Genomic DNA, 19,471 nt, shown 5'->3' on the forward strand with positions numbered 1-19,471 from the left:
ATACTAACGAAAAATATATAAAATACCTTGTTCTATTTATTATTTTTTTCTGCATAAATGCAACAGCCAAGTTCATAAAGTGATTGGCGCAAACGTTTATCTTCAATGCTCTCAAGCATTTTTTCCACGCATTTTTTGCCTTTTTCACTCAGAGCCAGCTTCGTCGGCAAGTGATCGTTAAAAATAGAAACACGCTTTTGCTCAATCTTGATACGGTCAACAGCAACATATCCAAAAAAAATATTAATTCTGTGAAGCAATTCATCTGTTTCATGCATCAATTTTAACGCCGCAAACCCTTCACAAGCCACAACAAGTGTTGCAGGTTGAAAAGTTTCATCTTGATCTGCGCAACGTTTCCAAATAATTTTGAGTGGTATTGCATATTCACTGATATCATGGCCTACAATTTGTGACCAATACTCTATAAGTGCCATATTAAGTCCGGTACGCTTGCGTAAAACCGGATCAAGAATTTTGGATACCGTCTCAAAAAGAGAATAAAAATGGCGCTTTTGAAATTGTCTGTTCATTTTTAAAATCATCATCAAAACATTTACTCAATTATAACAGTTTTTTCTTTTATCTAAGACCTCTTACTCTCAAAAATTAATCAAATATCGGCAAAAATCGATATTTATCTGACCAGAAGTCCTATAATAAATGGTCAAAAACGAACCATAAATTGCAAAATAAATGGTTTTTTCTTTTGCAATTTATATCTTCCTGTGGTTGACAACAATCATGCATGAAATTTCTTCGCGCCTTCTTTCTTGGTACGATAAAAAGCACAGGCATTTACCATGGCGTATTACCCCCGAAGAACAAATGCAAGGCATCCGTCCTGATCCCTATCGCGTTTGGCTCTCTGAGATTATGCTTCAACAAACAACTGTCGAAGCTGTTAAGCCTTATTTTAAAAAATTTCTGAAACTTTGGCCTGACCTTTCTTCTTTAGCAAACGCCTCACAAGATGATATCCTGAAAGCGTGGGCTGGCCTTGGCTATTATTCACGCGCACGTAACCTTAAAAATTGTGCCCGGCAGCTTGTTGAAAACTACGGAGGACAATTTCCACAGTCTGAAAAAGCATTGCGTACTCTCTCTGGTATTGGAGACTATACTGCCGCAGCCATTGCTGCAATTGCTTTTAACCATCCTGTAGCTGTTGTTGATAGTAATGTCGAACGCGTTGTAACACGCTTATTTGCTATCACCTCAGTATTGCCCAAAGCAAAAGCTGAAATTAAAGAAAAAACACAAAAAATTATTGCGTTAAATCGCCCTGGCGACTTTGCTCAGGCCATGATGGATCTGGGAGCGACGATTTGTACACCACGCAAACCATCTTGTTACCTCTGTCCTCTTCAAAGTTTATGCAAAGCAGAAAAGATGCAAATAACAGAGTCTTTTCCAATCAAAGCCCCTAAAAAAGAACGCCCCTTAAAAATTGGTAGCGCTTTTGTTGTCCTTAATGAAAAGAGGCAAATTTATCTAGAAAAACGGCAGGGTAAAAAACTACTCGGTGGAATGACCCAAATCCCTAACAATATCGGAATAAATGATCAAAACGGACTGCAAAACGCACCCTTTAGAGCCGATTGGCAATTCAAAGGGCAAATTACGCATGTTTTTACCCATTTTTCTCTGAAACTTGATGTTTACTATATTAGCGGTATTCGCGAAATGAAGCGTGAAAACGGCTGGTGGTGCGATATTCATCGGCTTGCCGAAGAAGCTCTTCCTACTGTTATGAAAAAAGCCATTGCCGTAGCAATTCCCAATCCCTTCAAATAAAAATAACTCTTCTCACTCAAGAAATAAAATATTCAGTGCAGCGCGAACTGATTCATTTCTTATAAAACACCCATTTTTAACATCTGTGAACGTATTATCATTCTTAAATCATTTATTGACTTCAACCGACCATTTTCCTCGTAATACCAAAATGTCCAACCGTTACAGCTTTGCGAATCTTGAGCCTTGCGCCCCATTGCATGAATAGAACCAGCTTCACCACTGTACATTATAGTGCCATCAGCTCTTACAATAGCAGATACTTGCTTTTTCCGATCATAAAGAACTTCTCCAGGATGGAGTAAGCCTGCCTCAAGTAAACTGCTGAATGCTACACGCGGTTCTGCTTTTTTTCTATCAAAAATCGCTAACTCTGGTTCGTCTAAAGGTTTGACCGCAGCAATCCTCTCACACGCTGCATCAATGTAATGCTGCTCGCGTTCAATACCGACAAAATCACGCCCCAAAAGTTTGGCAACAGCACCTGTGGTTCCCGAACCAAAAAATGGATCAAGAATAACATCACCCGGTTTACTAGAAGCCATAATGATACGTGCTAATAATGTTTGTGGCTTTTGTGTTGGATGTAATTTACGCCCTGTTTCATCTTTCAAACGTTCAGCACCAGTGCAAAGAGGAAAAAGCCAATCTGAACGCACTTGTACATCTTCATTCGCAGCTTTTAAGGCATCATAATTAAATGTGTACTTTTTATCCTTTTGATCGCGAACAGCCCAAATAAGTGTCTCATGAGCATTTTGAAAGCGGCGCCCTCGAAAGTTAGGCATGGGATTATTCTTACGCCAAATGATATCATTCAACATCCAAAAACCTAAATCTTGTAATGCCGTACCAACCCGAAAAATATTATGATAAGATCCAATAACCCAAATTGTCCCGTTGGGCTTCAATACACGACGACAAGCAAGCAGCCATGCACGGGTAAAAGCATCATAAGCCGCAAAACTTTCAAACTGATCCCATGCATCATCAACCCCATCAACAAGCGAATGATCTGGACGGTATAAAGCACCATCCAATTGTAAATTATAAGGAGGATCCGCAAAAATCATATCAACTGAATGTTTGGGAAGTTTCTCCAGTACTGCGACACAATCTCCCTTGAAGATTTTATTGCGCCATGGCATCTGTAAGGGAGTATGAACGAAATCTTTTTGAAGCTGAATAACTGTCATAGAAAACCCAACAAAACGAACTGAAATTGCCCTATAATCAAAATGATTATAGGCCCGCATTACCGATCTATATTTACAAAATAGAGTAAATGTATCGTTAAGCTCCTTTAAAATTGATACTCGTTTCTGCGAAATTTATATTTGTTTTTGCTCTTTTAAAAAGACTAACGCAATTTTGACTGATAAATCCTTATTTTCCTTTCCTTCTATGCACTGATCACATATCCTTTGTTTCATCAAAACAATAGGAATCATTTTCACAGCACATTTTTATGAAATAAAGTCTTCTCAATATCATTTTTAGGTAAGTGCTCAAGCTAGTAAGCAACACGTAAAGGAATATCTCATGCCTCAAATAGATCTCATTATTTTTGATTGTGATGGAGTTCTGGTCGATTCTGAATATCTCGCAGCAAAAATTGGATCTCAATTACTTAAACAAATAGGATATGAAATATCACCCGAAGAATTAAGTGAACGTTATGCAGGACTAATCTTTCTTGATATTCTTAAAAAAGTTGAACAGGAAACGGGGAAACCAATTTCTGCCCATCTCATAGATCAAATGTCAGATCTTTTTCGGGCACAAATAAAAACTGAACTCCGTGCTATTGATGGCATAAGAAAAGCGATAGAAGTCATTCAATCTCGCTATCCTTATTGTATTTGCTCCAATGCAGCCAGCATAGATATAAAAGAGATGCTCACCATCGTTAATCTCTATGATCTCTTTAATGATAAAGATAAAATATTTTCTGCACCTGAAGTTGGAACGAAAAAAACTAAACCAGCCCCCGATATTTTTCTTTTTGCTGCCCAACAATTACACGCAAAACCAACAAACACTATTGTTATAGAAGATTCTATTCATGGTGTACATGCTGCAACAGCAGCAGGCATGCGCGTTATCGGTTTCACTGGAGGATCGCACAGTTATCTTGGCCACTCTAATGCACTTGCCGACGCAGGAGCAGAAACATCTATCGCCAAACATGCCCATTTACTAGAAGTCTTGGAGGCAATGACAGTATGGCAAGATTTATCATAAAAAAATATCCTACACGGATATCAACCCACATATTTTTCAGTAACACCTTTACCAAAAAATTCTTACCTTGATTCAAAACACAGTTACAAGAGCTAAGGTACAGATACATTGGTAGTGTATAATAAATAGGCTGCATACACCATTGTCATAACCAATAAAGTCTTTATTTATCCAATTGGAGTTCTGTCTACTTTACAAAAACTATACATTTCGTTTCGTATCCATGCCGTAACCTGAAATTGATACTATTGAGGACAAACCATGCTCCGCTTCCGGTAATAATGACACGAATACATATAGCAGTCGAATAAAATCGAAATACAATCCTCAGAACATAAAACCCATAGCAATCAGCGTCATGAATAAACTACCATCTATAAATCGAGCATTTGATTTGTTAAAACCTATTAATTAATCCATCACGATTTTCATATCGCCTTCTTACTACATACTGAGTACCAAACAGAGCATCCATCATTTTATTCTATCACGATTGTGAAACACAATTTATAAAATCCATTTTATAGCTAAATGTATTTTTAAAATACATATAACAGAGAATATTCCCTCCATATAATCCCTCTATTCGAATGAATAGAAGACTTATAAAGTAGATAAAAATGGAATTATTTGTGTTTGTTCTCTCTATAATTAATAATTTGTCATTGCAAAATAATTTTGTTCTTTAATATCAGAATCTTCTCACGCTGAATATCACATATCTGCCTATATCACGTAAATAAAACTCTTAAAAACACAACTTAAGAATAATAAAAAGTATTTATACTTTCTTATAAACTCATTATCACATTATTATAATTATATTTTCGATAAAATTTTTAATATATTCCTTCTGCAAAGGATAAAAAATATAACTACGTTTTATGTATTATTATAACAAAAAGTATTTTTATACTTGACAAAAAAATACACTATGATTTATATTTTTTCTACAACATAATAGATAATAACACTTAGTATTTTAAGTGTGCTGATTATCTTTTTCAACAATATAAATTATTTGAGGTAAAAAAATTATGGTAAAATTATTTAAAAACCATGTGTTAAGTATTATAATAGCGACTGTTTTTTCTCTTTTTCAAGTCATAAATGTTAATGCAAATTACTTGAAAAATAACTTTCAGCAAGAAGTTGTCTCCGTATCCGTAGAAAAACAAGGAGAGAATAAAGCAATCAGTACAACTACCTTCCACACCACAGATTTAAATCGTGGAGCGAAAAATGAAACAGCCATTGAAGGAAAAGTTGAAAGGGTTCTTGAGCCTCTCACAGTAGGTATAGGGGTGATACTTGCTGGACATGTAATAAGTGCAATAACAGCATTCATAGGATGGATAACGCAAATAGTATCCTTATTCAAATAAAGTTCTATAGGGGAACTTCATTATGTATTTTCTAACTATTTAGAAGATGCCATAATGAAGCCCCCTCCTTCACTATAAGTGAGTAAAGGTTACGAATATATCACAACTTCTATGTCACTCAATCACACTGATATAGTCATTTATTTATATTGAAATAAAAATATTTGAGGTAAAATTATGATCAAAGTGTTTAAAAACTACGTATTAAATATTTTTATAGTCGTTGCTTTTTTTCTTTCACAAGTTATGACTGTTAATGCCAATTATTTGAAAAACGGTCCTCAGCGAGAGGAGAGTTCTTTTTCCAGAATGGAACAAGGAGGGAAAAACGCAATAAATATGGCCGCTTTCTATCTTCCAAGTTTAAATAATGAAATGGAAAATAATGTTATCCCTGAAGGTAAAATTGAAAAGGTTCTTGAACCTATCTCAATAGGGGTTTTTGGTTTTGGAATGGCAATTGGATATGCATCAACCGCTTTGGGTCTATTCTTAGGATGGTTAATTAGTATCATAAGAGCCGCAAAACGCTAATCTCCCAAAAATCTTTCATTCCAATATTGGAAATTTGTAGAATAAAATTTTTAATATAAAATAAGAAGTATAGTTGCACTCTGTGCTTATTTTACCCTCCTAAAAACATATAGTGAACCATATAAACACGAGCAAAAACGGCTTTAGACATTAACGTCTTTCTCAGTGCATTTACTAGCTTATTTGCTTAAATAATAGAAAACATTTGAGGTAAAATTATGGTAAAAATGTTTAAAAATCATGTATTAAGCGCTTTTATAGCGATTACTTTTTCTCTTTCACAAATTGTAAATGTTAACGCGAATCTTTCAAAAAACAGCCCTCAAAAAGAGGATGCTTCTGTTTCCGTAGTAAAACAAGAAAAGAAGAAAGCAATCAATATGGCTGCTCTTTATATTCCAAGTTTAAATTATGGATCAGAAAATGAGGCTATCACTGGAGGAAAAATTGAAAAGGTATTTGAGCCTATTACACTAGGATTTTTTACTACAATAGGAGCTCTGGGTTTTGGCTTCTTTACTGGATCTATTCTAGGCATAATTACTGGAATAATCGGATGGGCAATAGGTAAAGTTCAAATAAAGAAAAAGTTAAATAATTAAAAATTATTCTGCTACTTTTTCTTCTCTTAAAGAAATAGTGTTTCAATTGCATCCCACCATTAAGTAAATGGAGGGATGTTTTTTGTGCTTTCTATGAATGACTTTGCTAAAAGCCCCCATAACTACACGATACAGTACAATAGCCACACAATACCCACCGGTGTAACAATTGATAATTTATACTGAAAAAATAACTCCAAATGCATAATATAATTACCGAAATCCCATAAAATTTCTCGGTAAACTTTCTAACACGAGTCAGTTTTGGAAGAACTTGATTATTATATGAGTCTTTGATTACATAAATTAAGAATACAAAAAAACAGGCATAAGAAATTGAATTTTTGCACAAAAAACTTCGCAAAATATCATCTTCTATCTTGCTTTCCAACATTCAGGCAAAACACAAATTATCAACGCAACTAACGAATATCCACGATAAATCTCTCAACCATGACAAAAAATCTTGAATGTTCACTATGTTATATCTCCACACTCAAAAAAAACAACGCCATTGCTTTCCCGTTATTTGTAAGCATAAGCAAACAAACTTCCATTCATTTAACAATTTAAATATGATTAAAAACATGAAATACACAACTTCATCAGTTCACCGAAAATAAATGAAAGAAAAGATTCATGAAATATATCAGCACAAGAGGTGAGGCCCCTGTTCTAGGCTTTACCGAAACGGTTATGGCTGGTCTGGCCAGTGATGGCGGCCTTTACCTTCCAGAAAAATTTCCTCAATTATCACCTGATGCATTACGAGCTCTGCGCGGACAATCCTATACGACAATTGCTAAAAACATTCTTTGGCCGTTTGTGAATAGTGAAATCGAGTACATATCCTTTGAGAAGATGATTGTCGAATCTTATGATACCTTTCGTCATCGAGCAACCTGCCCGTTACTGCAAATTGGTCCGGATGAGTTTATCCTTGAACTTTTTCACGGTCCTACTTTGGCGTTTAAAGATGTTGCAATGCAGTTTCTTTCTAGGTTGATGGACTATATTTTAACTAAACAAAATAAACGAGCAACAATTATTGGTGCTACATCAGGTGATACAGGCGGCGCTGCGATACAAGCCTTTGCTGGAAGAAAAAATTCAGATGTTTTTATTTTATTTCCTAAAGGACGCGTATCACCTATTCAACAACGGCAAATGACCACCAGTCAAAGTGATAATGTTCATGCCATAGCCATTGAAGGAAATTTTGATGATTGCCAAGCACTCGTCAAAGCAATGTTTAATGACAATAACTTTCGTCAAAAAAGAGCCCTTTCAGGAGTTAACTCTATAAACTGGGCACGTATCATGGCGCAAATTGTTTATTATTTTTCATCCGCACTTTCCCTAGGTGCCCCTGATAGAGCTGTCTCATTTACTGTTCCTACTGGAAATTTCGGTGATATTTTTGCAGGTTATGTCGCTGCCCGTATGGGATTACCCATTGCACAATTGGTCATTGCAACAAATGATAATGATATCCTTGCACGAACATTAACCAATGGCATTTACGAAACACGACCTATAACCCATACAACATCACCTTCTATGGACATTCAAATTTCTTCTAATTTTGAACGCTTACTGTTTGAAAGTGGTAATCGTGATCCAGTATGGATTCGCAATGCCATGGAAAACTTGAAACAATCAGGACGTTTTACTCTTGATGAAAAACGGCTTCAAAATATTCGCTCCCTCTTTTGTGCTGGAAAAAGTAGCATGGCTGAAACAGCACAAACAATTAACAGCGTTTATAAAGAAAGTGGCTATCTCGCTGATCCACATACAGCTGTTGCACTCAAAGTAGCGCGCGAACACAAAAAGCCGCATATTCCAATGATCGTTCTTGCTACCGCCCATCCTGCTAAATTTCCTGATGCAATCCAAAATGCCTGTGGTATTAATCCACCATGGACATCTTGCCTAGATGGATTGATGGAATCTAAAGAGTACTTTACAAGTCTTTCTAATGATGAAAAAATAGTAAAAGATTATATTTCTTTAAAATCACATGCATCTTATTAAGATTAGCTGCATTGATTTAAATCACAAATATTCCAATGCCTTTACATATAAGGAGGCAATTGGCTTTTTTAACGGAGTCGTAAATACATGACTGTAGATATCAGTCGCCTGAGTAACGGTTTGACTATCGCCACACGTACAATGCAACAAATTGATAGTGTAGCACTCGGAATATGGGTTAAAGTAGGCTCACGTAATGAAACATTTACACAACATGGTATCGCCCACCTCCTTGAGCATATGGCTTTCAAAGGCACCGAAAACCGTACAGCTTTTCAGATTGCAGCTGATATTGAAGATGTTGGCGGTGAAATCAATGCTACAACTAGTACTGAAACAACTGCCTATTTTGCACGCGTACTCAAAAATGATATCCCCCTTGCCATTGATATTCTGGCCGATATTTTGATGTTTTCAAAATTTGATGAAGATGAATTAGAACGGGAAAAACAAGTTATTTTTCAGGAAATTGGTGCCGCTCGTGATGTTCCTGATGATATTGTTTTTGATCACTTTACTGAAACAGCCTTTCGCCATCAGTCGCTTGGTCGTTCTATTTTAGGTACCCCAAAAACAATTCAATCATTTACATCTGCTGACCTCCACAATTTTATGAATAAACAATATAGCGCAGACCGTATGGTCGTAGTTGCGGCAGGGGCTGTACAACACGAAAATTTCCTGAAAGAAGTTGAAAGTCGTCTTAGCACTTTTCGTTCTCATTCAACAGCTCCTCTTACTAACCTCGGGAATTATGTCGGTGGCGATTTTCGTGAATATCGCGATTTAATGGACACACAAATTGTCCTTGGTTTTGAAGGGCGTGCTTATCATGCTCGTGACTTTTATGCTACCCAAATTCTTTCAATTATTCTTGGAGGTGGCATGTCATCACGTCTTTTCCAAGAAATAAGAGAGAAACGTGGATTATGTTATTCTATTTATGCTTTTCATTGGGGCTTTTCAGATATTGGACTCTTTGGCATTCATGCCGCCACCGGACAAGAGGGACTAAAGGAGTTGCTTCCTGTGATTCTTGAGGAACTCTCTAAGGCAAGCAAAAACATTCATGCTAATGAACTTCAACGAGCACAAGCACAATATCGTGCTAACCTAACAATGTCACAGGAAAATCCATCCAGTCAGGCACAGCTCATTGCTCGCCAAATACTTCTTTATGGCCGACCAATTCCAATATCTGAAACAATTGAACGTTTAGAGCTCATTACCACCGAAAGATTAACTGATTTAGCTGCTCGTCTTTTTATCAATTCCACTCCAACATTAGCAGCTGTCGGCCCCGTTGGTCCTCTCATGAATTTTGATGATCTAACATCAACTCTTTCATGCAATATAAAATGAGATTCAATATGCTTTTCCCCAAATGCATTTAGGATACATTGAAAATATGAAAAAGTGCTTTTTTAAACAACCGCATAATAATATGCACATGTTTTATGATAAGATTCATCATAAAAATTCTTCTCATTGAATAAGTTTGGGAAATATTGATCAAAGAGGTGTACAAAACTACCCAATTTAGGCTCCATGTGATAAAGAGTCTAATAAACAAAGATATACATGAAACCTGGAAACTAATGGCTGAATTTTGCTGTTCTAAAATAAAGTTCCATAAGCTTTAAGCCCTTCTGAGGAAAACAGATATATGATCTATCTTTGTGGTAAAATTGTGTAACTTTTTCAGAAGAAAGTGATAGCAGCTTGTTATGTAAAAACAATTATAAAGGGTGGACGTATTTTCTCAAAAATCTAAGTTAAAATCAAACATCCTAAAATATTGAGAGTGAGACATTGTGAAGAGTTTGCGTAAAATAATTGATATCATTTTTGTTATAATAGTCAGCTCTTTTGTCCACTTTACATCAGCACAGGCAATTGAGCCAGTTAAAATTTCTTCTCAAGATGCTGCTCTTGACCTCTCAAAAGCAATCGAAATTTACCATACAAAGAGCTCTATTTTTCAAACAAGTACCGCACCAGGACCAGATGGTATTGTATGGCGCATTGAAGTCCAAGCAAAAAGTGAAAATTTTTCTGGAAACTGGGCTGTATTTTCTCTCGCAAATCCAACAGATGAACAGATTGATCGCCTCATTGTTGCCCCCCATTATCGTATGGCTCGTTCAAGTTTTCTTTGGCCTGACCTTGGATCAGCGCGAATTCAATCCATCACTCCAAGCGAAGGCTTTTCTCTTGATCGTCAAGCCAATGCAAACTCAGATATCTTTCGGATTACACTAAACCCTGGCACCGTCGTTACATTTGTTGCCGAGCTTAACTCTGCAAATCTACCACAAATCTATTTATGGCAACCTGAAGCCTATAAGGATTCTATAAATTCTTATACGCTTTATCATGGTATTCTTCTTGGTATATCAGGTCTTTTAGCGCTCTTACTAACTGTTCTCTTCGTCGTTCGTGGAACAGGTCTCTTTCCTGCAACAGCTGCTGTTGCTTGGGCTGTTCTTTTTTATATTGGCATCGACTTCAACTTTCTCAATAAATTCTTTGCAGTTACATTAACAACGCAACCGATCTGGCGTGCTGGAACAGAAGTAGCACTTGCTGCTACATTTTTCATTTTTCTCTTCACCTACCTATGTCTGAATCGCTGGCACTATCATTTTAGTTATGGTGCAATCGCGTGGACCATAGCTCTTTGTGGTCTAGGAGCGTTTGCTATTTATGATCCAACTAGAGCAGCTGGAATCGCCCGTTTGTCATTTGGACTCACCACCGTGATTGGTATACTCTTAATTAGCTATTTCTCGATCAGAAGCTATGACCGTGCAATCATGCTTATCCCAACATGGTTGCTTATTAGCTTTTGGTGCTTTGGGGCTTATGCCTGCATAGCAGGGCATTTAGATAATGATATTATACAACCAGCTTTAGCAGGGGGATTAGTCCTCATTGTTCTTCTCATTAGCTTTACTGTCATGCAACAAACTTTTTCCAATGATGCTTTCCATGAAGGAATATTTTCCGATCTGGAACAACAAGTGCTGGCGGCAAAGGGAGCTGGAAATATTATCTGGGACTGGAATGTCGAACGTGATCGTATTGTGGTTCATCCAGACATGACAACCCTCTTTGGTACTGGAACCCAAAAACTCAATGGACCTATGCGTAACTGGATTTCAGCCTTGCATTATGATGACCGTGAGCGCTTTCAAGCCGTATTGAATATCATTCTTAAAAATAAAAAGGGACGCATTGATCAAATTTTTCGACTTTCTTCCGGTGGTGGCTATTATCATTGGTTTTCTCTCCGTGCGCGCCCTGCTATGCAAAAAGATGGAAAAATTACCCGTGTCATTGGGACAATTGTCAATATTACTAACCACAAAAAAGCCGAAGAACGCTTATTGCACGATGCAATTCACGACAGCTTAACAGGACTCCCTAACCAACAAATTTTCTTCGATAGACTACAAAACTATACCTCTTTGGCTAAAGCAAATATCAAAATTAGACCGACCGTCTTTATGATTGACTTTGACAATTTCCGTCAAATTAATAGCAAATTAGGCATAGCTGTTGGTGATACTGTACTGCTCATCATAGCACGCCGTTTGAGCCGTCTTATCAACTTTCAAGATACCTTGTCACGTCTTTCCGCAGATCGTTTTGCAATCATTTTACTCAGTGAAACTGAACCACAGAAAATTGCAGCATTTGCAGATCATCTGCATAAAACAATCTCAGCACCTATTTCACTTACAGAAAAAAAAATAACGCTTTCAGCATCAATTGGACTGGTCACATGGAGTGAAAGTAGATCGACGGCTAAAGATATTTTAAATGATAGCGAACTGGCAATGATCCGTGCAAAACAAATGGGTGGCAACCATATTGAACCGTTTCGCCCTAATTTTCGCACATTAGGCATCGAGCATAACACTATAGTGCAAGACATTCATCATGCCATAAAACGCAATGAAATAAAAATCCTCTACCATCCTATTCTCAATTTATCAGATGGACACATTATTGGTTTTGAAACAATTGTAGAATGGCATCATCCAAATTATGGAAATTTAAATGTCTCTGATTTTATTAAGATTGTAGAAAACGAACAAATCGTTATGGATTTAGCACAATTTATCATTGATAATGCCGTTATTGATCTCACAACTATACAAGAAAAATTCTTACAACAATCTTTTTTTATTTCAATCAATTTACCAAGCGCAGAAATGATTCATCCGCGCTTTATAAGTCAATTGCGCTCCATTTTGCTTCGTTATCCTCTCAATAAAGGGAGCTTAATGATAGAAATATCCGAGTTTGTCTTAAGAAAAAATCCTGAACAATCGGCGCACTTTCTTGAACAAATTAAAGCACTAGGAATGAATCTGGCACTGGATAATTTTGGAACAGGTTATTCATCACTTGCCTATCTCGTCCGTTATCCATTTGATATGGTTAAATTGGATCGTTCTCTTATCTCAATCGATTCTCTCAAGAAAAAACTTGTTCTCAAATCTATTATCAACATAGCAACTGATCTTAATTTGCAAATTATCGCTGAAGGTGTTGAAAATGAAAAAGAAGCAATCTTCCTACGCCAAGAAGGCTGTAAATATGTTCAAAGCACACTTGTTACTAAGCCAATCGCCATCGAAGAATTAATCACTCTCATTCAAAATCACTTCCCTTATAAAATCAAGACATCGTAGATAGGAAAATGTTTAATACAAAACCCGCAAAATAGTGAAACTGTCTACGCATGGCCCATTTCAGAAACAAGATAAGTCGGATTAATTCCCATGCGAATCAAACTTTCATCGTACTTACAACTTAAATTGCCTTCAAAAAGAAAACTAGGTGATGTAGGGCTAATCAACCAACCATTTGTAGAAATTTCTGCCTCTAACTGTCCAGCTTTCCATCCAGCATAACCTAGTGCTATCAGTGCATGTTGAGGGCCTTTATCGCAACTGATCGCTTTTAATATATCAATAGTTGCAGTAAAGCAGATCTTATCTGCAACAAGAACAGTTTCTTCACAAACATAATCGTCCGAATGAAGCACAAAACCACGGGAAGGATCAACAGGGCCGCCATAGCGTACAGGAAAATTTTTTATCGGTTCAGAAAGATGTTTTTTTTGGGCGCTGTTTATGACCCCAAGATGAAGCAAAAGCTCAGGAAAATCAATATGGTGCAATTGATTGAGAATAATCCCCATAGCACCAGCATCAGAATGTGCACAAACATAAATAACAGAACGAATAAAGCGTTTGTCATTCATCCCAGGCATTGCTATGAGCAACTGTCCACCCAAAAAGCCATCACATTGCTTCATCACTCTGTTATTCTCCATAACTTATATGTTAAAATTCAATTCAGTTCATCCAACAAGAAAATAAAGCTCGAATGAAAAAAATTCAAATGTTTATAAATTTACAAAATCTTTCAACTTCCTTTCATAAAAAAATTTTAATTACTTTAAAATTAACATTTGTATTTTTAGAATTACTTAACGTCTCTGCAAAAGCCCAACCACAACAAAAATCATATCTTTTTGCAACACCTTGGTATGAATCAGAAGGTGGCCGCATCAGATTAGCTATCACCAGCCCATCTCTCTCTGGAATAAGAAACGGTATTATTGAAATTATGCTTAAACCTGGATGGAAAACCTACTGGCGTAATCCAGGGAATTCAGGCATGGCACCATTTTTTAATTTCAAGCAACAAGTTTCTTATGAAATATTTTATCCCACTCCACAGCTTTATGAAACAGAAAATGACTGGTCAATAGGTTATAAAAATGAAGTTTTATTGCCTTTTACCATCTTCAATGCAAGCAATAATTTAACTGGTTCTTTAACACTTGGATTATGTAATAAAATCTGTCTGCCATTTACTGTTAACTTTAATTTTTCTCCATCCATTCAAAAAAACAAATGCCTCCCTTCATCCTTATTAAAAAAGGCTCAAGATGCCTTACCCCGTACAACCGATCATGCGTTAAAAATAAGCGCTGAAAAAGATAAAAACACCCTTTTCATCAAAATACAAAATCACAATAAAATTATACCGACTTTTCTTTTTTTAGATGGAGGAGAAATGCAAATTGGACCAGCAAAAAAAGTAAGTGATAACGTCAATTACACACTTTTTAGCGCCCCGATCCATTTCATACCAGAGAGCAAAAACCAAACAGTTTTTTATACAGTTTCCTTTAAAGATCATGCTTTAAGTGGAACATTCATGCTCGATACGCAATCAAACCCTCTTGCTACTCCATGATAAGAGAAAAAGCTTTCCAAACAAAGGCTATGTCGAAAAGTAACCATTTTCGCGATATTCTGTAATTGCTTTACGTGCAAGTGCGTCTGCACGCTCATTATCTGGATGACCGGCATGCCCTTTTACCCAGTGCCATCTGATAGTATGGCGAGAACAGACGTCCTCAAGAGCTTGCCATAGTTCTCTATTTTTAACAGTTTTTTTTGAAACAGTACGCCAATTATTCTTCTTCCATCCTTCAAGCCATAAAGATATACCGTTGCGCACATAAACTGAGTCTGTATAAAGATCGACAGAACAAGATTCTTTAAGTGCTTTCAACGCACAAATTGCTGCCATCAGTTCCATTTGATTGTTGGTTGTTTGCACTTCTCCACCATAAAGCTCACGTTCATGACCATTCCAGCGTAAAATTGCCCCCCACCCTCCAACTCCAGGATTACCTGAGCAAGCACCATCTGTATAAATTTCCACGATTTTCTGCTTATTTAACATAAAATTCAAAAACCTAATTCACTCAGCGAACTTACATTACTGAAAAAACAAAGCTTGTGCCAATATTCCCATGGATCTTTCTTCACGACAAAGCTATCAGGCGGTGTATTAAACCAATCATAAAGGCGTGTGAGTAAAAAGCGTAAAGCTGCACCACGCGTCAACAGAACAATCGCATCCAATTCTAAAGACACCAATGGCCTTATTTTTTGATAATTTTCCAATAGCCCATGTGCTTTAATAAGATTATAGGAATGGTCATGTTCAAAACACCAAGCATTCAAACAGATAGCCAAATCATAAGCCAAAAAATCATTACACGCGAAATAGAAGTCTATAATACCAGAAAGACGATGATTTAAGAAAAACACATTATCATTAAATAAATCGGCATGAATAATACCTGTTGGCAAATTCGACGGCCAATTTTCTTCTAAAAAAGCCAATTCGGTATCAATTTTTTGCCCAAACTCTTTAAGCAACGTATCCTCGTTCGTTTGGCAATTTTTCCATACTAATTTCCAATCCACGAGAGAAAGGGTGTTCCTACGGTTAAGCGAAAAATCCTGTCCTGCTAAATGCAATTGCGCTAAACCAGATCCCACTTCGCTACAATGACATACATTGGGTTGATGGACCCACACCCCTTCCAAAAAAGTAATAATAGCAGCAGGACGCCCCGCCAATTCACTAAATGTTGTCCCATCATTTTGAAGGACAGGTTGAGGGCAAGGAATTCCTCGTCGACTTAAATGCTGCATAAGGCTACAAAAAAAAGGCAAATCATCCTTTGAGACACGCTTCTCATAAAGCGTTAAAATAAATTTTCCTTTTGTTGTATGAAGCATAAAATTGGAATTCTCGATACCCTCTGCTATCCCCTGATAGGACAAAAGTAAACCGATTGAATAACGCGCTAAAAATGCCTCCAAATCATTCTGATGAATATCAGTATAAACTGCCATTATTTTACTTTCATTTTCAGCATTTTATGTATCATTATTTTCATTTTTTAAAGTTTCAACTCGTCCATTAACGAAAGCCATATCTTTAGGAGTTAAAATCACATCACGCAATTCACGATTAACCAAAAATGTCTCTGTTTCTACTGCAGTTTCAGTTAATTCTATTTTAACGTCATAACGCTTACGAAAAGCTGTAATAATTTCATTAACAATGGCTTCAGGAGCAGATGCCCCAGCTGAGAGACTCACGACAGAAAGAGCTCCAAGATAATCAAAATCAATTTCATCAACACGTTGCACTAAAATAGCCTGCCGTGCACCAAATTTCTCAGCAACCTCTACCAAACGTCGTGAATTAGAAGAATTGGGTGCACCGACAATTAAAAAGAGATCGCTCCCTAATGCAGCCGCCTTAACAGCATCTTGTCGATTCGTAGTAGCATAGCAAATTGATTCCGCAGCGGGTGGTTCCAAAGCAGGAAAACGCTGTTGCAATACATCAACAATTTCTGCAGTATCTTCAACAGAAAGTGTCGTTTGCGTGACAAATCCCAATTTTTGGGGATCATCTGGTTGATAATATAAAGCATCCTTTACTGTTTCAATTAATGTAACAGCCCCATTTTCAAGCTGTCCCATTGTTCCTATTACTTCTGGATGACCAGAATGACCGATCAATATGACATGACGACCATGACGTTGATGTCGTATCGCTTGTTTATGAACCTTAGAAACCAACGGACATGTCGCATCTAGATAAAACATATTATATTGCCGCGCCTCCTCTGGTACCGATTTTGGTACCCCATGGGCAGAAAACACAACAGGTTGACCACGATGTTCCTCTGGAATCTCATCAAGCTCTTCAACAAAAATAGCTCCCCGCTGCTGTAATCCCTCAACGACATAACGGTTGTGCACAATTTCATGACGAACATAAACTGGAGCACCATATTTTTTTAACGCAAGAATAACAATCTGAATCGCACGATCAACCCCAGCACAAAATCCACGCGGACTACAAAGGCGCATTGTTAAAGGGGCAAGATCAGACATAAATCCTCCTTAATATCCATAACTTTAACCGTATATTTAAACGGATGATTTTCATGCACTACATAAACAGTGTAAAGAAAAAAATTGGAAATATCACCCTCGTTTATAATAGTGCGCTCTTCTGGTATTATTCAGGCAAAACTATTTTAAGTTTGCTCTTTCATTTCATTGGACTAGAGGATGATAAAATACCAAACAAGGAATTCAATCAAAAGAATTCCAAAGAGAATCGCCAAATAAAATAACGAAAAGAAAAATGTTTTTTTTGCCATCAAAATAGTTGCATCATGCGTATCAGCTTTACATAAACGATAAGCAAAATAAATAAAGATAGCGCTCAAAACTGTCGAGAAAATACCATAAGAAATTCCTGCAAAACCAGTAATAAAAGGTCCAGCGGCGCATATTGCCATAAGAATAGTATAAAATAAAATCTGTTTTTTTGTTGAACGCTCACCTCGTACATTAGGCATCATAGGAATGCCGGCTGCACCATAATCAAGAGATGAAAACAAAGAAAGAGCCCAAAAATGTGGTGGGGTCCACATAAAAATGATTAAAAATAATAAAAAGCTCTCAATACTCACTGTACCCGTTGCTGCAGCCCATCCAATCATAGGTGGGAAGGCTCCAGCTGCACCACCAATAACAATATTTTGTGGCGTTATACGCTTTAGCCAAACTGTATAGACAACGACATAAAAGAAGATCGTGAACGCAAGAAGAAATGCTGCAAACCAATTAATGAAGCACCCCATAATCAACACCGAAAGCATAGAAAGAACCATGCCAAAAACAAATGCCTTTCTGGAGCTGATTTTGCCGCTAGGAATAGGGCGATTTTTGGTGCGTTCCATCACTGCATCAATATCAGCGTCATACCACATATTAAGGGCCCCCGCGCCGCCGCCGCCTACAGCAATACACAAAATTGCTAAAAAACCATACAATGGATTTATGGAAACAGGTGATACCACCAATCCCACCAGAGCTGTAAATACAACAAGCGACATAACCCGCGGTTTTAATAATGTGATATAATCATAAATACTAGATTTTGGCGGGATTAGTTTACCATTTGCAACCGATAATTCTCCTGAAATAGACATTCTGCTCAAAGACCTTTTCCATCTCTGTCACCCACAAGCAAATATTGTCTAGCATATGGGAATGACCAATTAATATGAGTACTTTTGAGAATATATAAGATACCCCTCTTATAGGTATCCATTAAAAACAGATAGAAGAATCTGCAACAAAAATACATTTTTTCAATACACATTTTCCTTACATTACAAAATGCATCATAAAAGCTAAATACATCCCAGCAAACATTATAAAACAATGTTAAAAGCTTTTTTCCTATGAGATACTGCTTTTTCAATTTTTCTTTTCTTTCGTATATATGAATTAATATGTTTTGGTAGATATCGATTTTGTGTTATAATTTCACCTTGAAAATGCACTTTTTATGTAAATCTATGCATGAGTGCATAATTTTGATTTGGATAAGGCTTTCTGTGATACTTTATAAATTGCTCAAAAAAACTTTCTTTGTTGGTGTTGCTGTTTGCACACTTTATAATATTTCAACCAATCACGCTGTTGCACAAACATCTAACCTGCAAAATGTCCCTGCCCCCAAAACCTACGGTGCATGGACAAAAGTTTGTTCTTTGCCACCAGGTACCCCTAATATACAATGTGAAGTTGTACAAAATGTACACACACAAAATCGTCATGATATTACCTTCCGTGTTACGTTTTATAAACTCCCTAAAAAACAAGGAGCTTTGATGCGTGTTTTCGTTCCGATTCGCGTTGAATTGCGCCTTGGTGTTGGACTAAAAATTGATGATAAAGATATGGGAAAAATGGAATATCGCCGTTGTCTTGGTGATAATTGCGTTGCTGAAGCTGTTCTTAAAGAAGATATACTACAACTGTTTTTAAAAGGTAAAACAGCAACCTATTTCATTTTCACAACTCCCGAGCAAGCAATCGGAGGCCTCGTTGATCTTAAGGGGCTGAATGATGCCTATGCAACCTTACCAACATAATACAATTCCATAAT

At 36.8% G+C, this 19,471-nt stretch carries 17 protein-coding genes; 10 read left to right on the forward strand and 7 right to left on the reverse strand.

Annotated features, from left to right (window positions below; all coding sequences use genetic code 11):
- Window positions 1-32 precede the first annotated feature (32 nt).
- A complete protein-coding gene (locus QHG54_RS03355) occupies window positions 33-533 on the reverse strand; it encodes a DciA family protein (protein ID WP_317992968.1) in 501 nt (166 codons plus the stop codon).
- Between the two features lie 163 nt (window positions 534-696).
- Here QHG54_RS03355 and mutY point away from each other — a divergent pair, with 163 nt between their 5' ends.
- A complete protein-coding gene (gene mutY / locus QHG54_RS03360) occupies window positions 697-1,797 on the forward strand; it encodes an A/G-specific adenine glycosylase (RefSeq protein ID WP_406604440.1) in 1,101 nt (366 codons plus the stop codon).
- A 59-nt stretch (window positions 1,798-1,856) separates the two neighbouring features.
- Here mutY and QHG54_RS03365 read toward each other — a convergent pair whose 3' ends face one another.
- The gene (locus QHG54_RS03365; protein ID WP_396335814.1) at window positions 1,857-2,945 is read right to left on the reverse strand and encodes a site-specific DNA-methyltransferase; all 1,089 of its coding nucleotides are present in this window, start codon (window positions 2,943-2,945) and stop codon (window positions 1,857-1,859) included.
- A gap of 394 nt (window positions 2,946-3,339) precedes the next feature.
- Here QHG54_RS03365 and QHG54_RS03370 point away from each other — a divergent pair, with 394 nt between their 5' ends.
- The 7 genes from QHG54_RS03370 (at window position 3,340) to QHG54_RS03400 (ending at window position 13,302) form a co-directional block, all read left to right on the forward strand.
- Window positions 3,340-4,041 (forward strand): HAD-IA family hydrolase, encoded by a 702-nt coding sequence (locus QHG54_RS03370; protein WP_317992966.1) that lies wholly within the window; start codon window positions 3,340-3,342, stop codon window positions 4,039-4,041.
- A gap of 1,037 nt (window positions 4,042-5,078) precedes the next feature.
- Window positions 5,079-5,426: a hypothetical protein gene (locus tag QHG54_RS03375; RefSeq protein ID WP_317992965.1), complete on the forward strand. Its 348-nt coding sequence runs from the start codon at window positions 5,079-5,081 to the stop codon at window positions 5,424-5,426.
- A gap of 177 nt (window positions 5,427-5,603) precedes the next feature.
- Window positions 5,604-5,960, forward strand: a complete 357-nt coding sequence (locus QHG54_RS03380; RefSeq protein WP_317992964.1) for a hypothetical protein — start codon at window positions 5,604-5,606, stop codon at window positions 5,958-5,960.
- Between the two features lie 218 nt (window positions 5,961-6,178).
- Window positions 6,179-6,562, forward strand: a complete 384-nt coding sequence (locus QHG54_RS03385; RefSeq protein WP_317992963.1) for a hypothetical protein — start codon at window positions 6,179-6,181, stop codon at window positions 6,560-6,562.
- A 639-nt stretch (window positions 6,563-7,201) separates the two neighbouring features.
- A complete protein-coding gene (gene thrC / locus QHG54_RS03390) occupies window positions 7,202-8,599 on the forward strand; it encodes a threonine synthase (RefSeq protein ID WP_317992962.1) in 1,398 nt (465 codons plus the stop codon).
- Between the two features lie 87 nt (window positions 8,600-8,686).
- Complete coding sequence (locus QHG54_RS03395; protein ID WP_406604441.1) at window positions 8,687-9,961, forward strand: M16 family metallopeptidase; 1,275 nt, start codon at window positions 8,687-8,689, stop codon at window positions 9,959-9,961.
- 452 nt (window positions 9,962-10,413) lie between these two features.
- Window positions 10,414-13,302, forward strand: coding sequence for an EAL domain-containing protein (locus QHG54_RS03400; RefSeq protein WP_406604442.1), 2,889 nt, complete (start codon window positions 10,414-10,416; stop codon window positions 13,300-13,302).
- A 44-nt stretch (window positions 13,303-13,346) separates the two neighbouring features.
- Here QHG54_RS03400 and QHG54_RS03405 read toward each other — a convergent pair whose 3' ends face one another.
- A complete protein-coding gene (locus tag QHG54_RS03405) occupies window positions 13,347-13,931 on the reverse strand; it encodes a YqgE/AlgH family protein (protein WP_317994026.1) in 585 nt (194 codons plus the stop codon).
- A 71-nt stretch (window positions 13,932-14,002) separates the two neighbouring features.
- Here QHG54_RS03405 and QHG54_RS03410 point away from each other — a divergent pair, with 71 nt between their 5' ends.
- Window positions 14,003-14,881 (forward strand): protein-disulfide reductase DsbD domain-containing protein, encoded by an 879-nt coding sequence (locus QHG54_RS03410; protein ID WP_406604443.1) that lies wholly within the window; start codon window positions 14,003-14,005, stop codon window positions 14,879-14,881.
- Between the two features lie 27 nt (window positions 14,882-14,908).
- Here QHG54_RS03410 and rnhA read toward each other — a convergent pair whose 3' ends face one another.
- The 4 genes from rnhA to cyoE all read right to left on the reverse strand — a co-directional run bounded on the left by rnhA (window position 14,909) and on the right by cyoE (window position 18,506).
- Entirely contained in the window at window positions 14,909-15,376 is a 468-nt protein-coding gene (gene rnhA, locus QHG54_RS03415; RefSeq protein WP_406604444.1) for a ribonuclease HI, read from the reverse strand.
- Window positions 15,377-15,381: 5 nt separating this feature from the next.
- A complete protein-coding gene (locus QHG54_RS03420; protein WP_406604445.1) occupies window positions 15,382-16,341 on the reverse strand; it encodes a homoserine kinase in 960 nt (319 codons plus the stop codon).
- Between the two features lie 24 nt (window positions 16,342-16,365).
- Window positions 16,366-17,397 (reverse strand): 4-hydroxy-3-methylbut-2-enyl diphosphate reductase, encoded by a 1,032-nt coding sequence (gene ispH / locus QHG54_RS03425; RefSeq protein ID WP_406604446.1) that lies wholly within the window; start codon window positions 17,395-17,397, stop codon window positions 16,366-16,368.
- 173 nt (window positions 17,398-17,570) lie between these two features.
- Window positions 17,571-18,506, reverse strand: a complete 936-nt coding sequence (gene cyoE, locus QHG54_RS03430) for a heme o synthase (protein WP_317994025.1) — start codon at window positions 18,504-18,506, stop codon at window positions 17,571-17,573.
- 411 nt (window positions 18,507-18,917) lie between these two features.
- Here cyoE and QHG54_RS03435 point away from each other — a divergent pair, with 411 nt between their 5' ends.
- A complete protein-coding gene (locus tag QHG54_RS03435; protein WP_396335803.1) occupies window positions 18,918-19,457 on the forward strand; it encodes an invasion associated locus B family protein in 540 nt (179 codons plus the stop codon).
- Window positions 19,458-19,471: the final 14 nt, after the last annotated feature.

The organism is Bartonella gliris (assembly GCF_045277155.1).
Taxonomy (GTDB): domain Bacteria; phylum Pseudomonadota; class Alphaproteobacteria; order Rhizobiales; family Rhizobiaceae; genus Bartonella; species Bartonella gliris.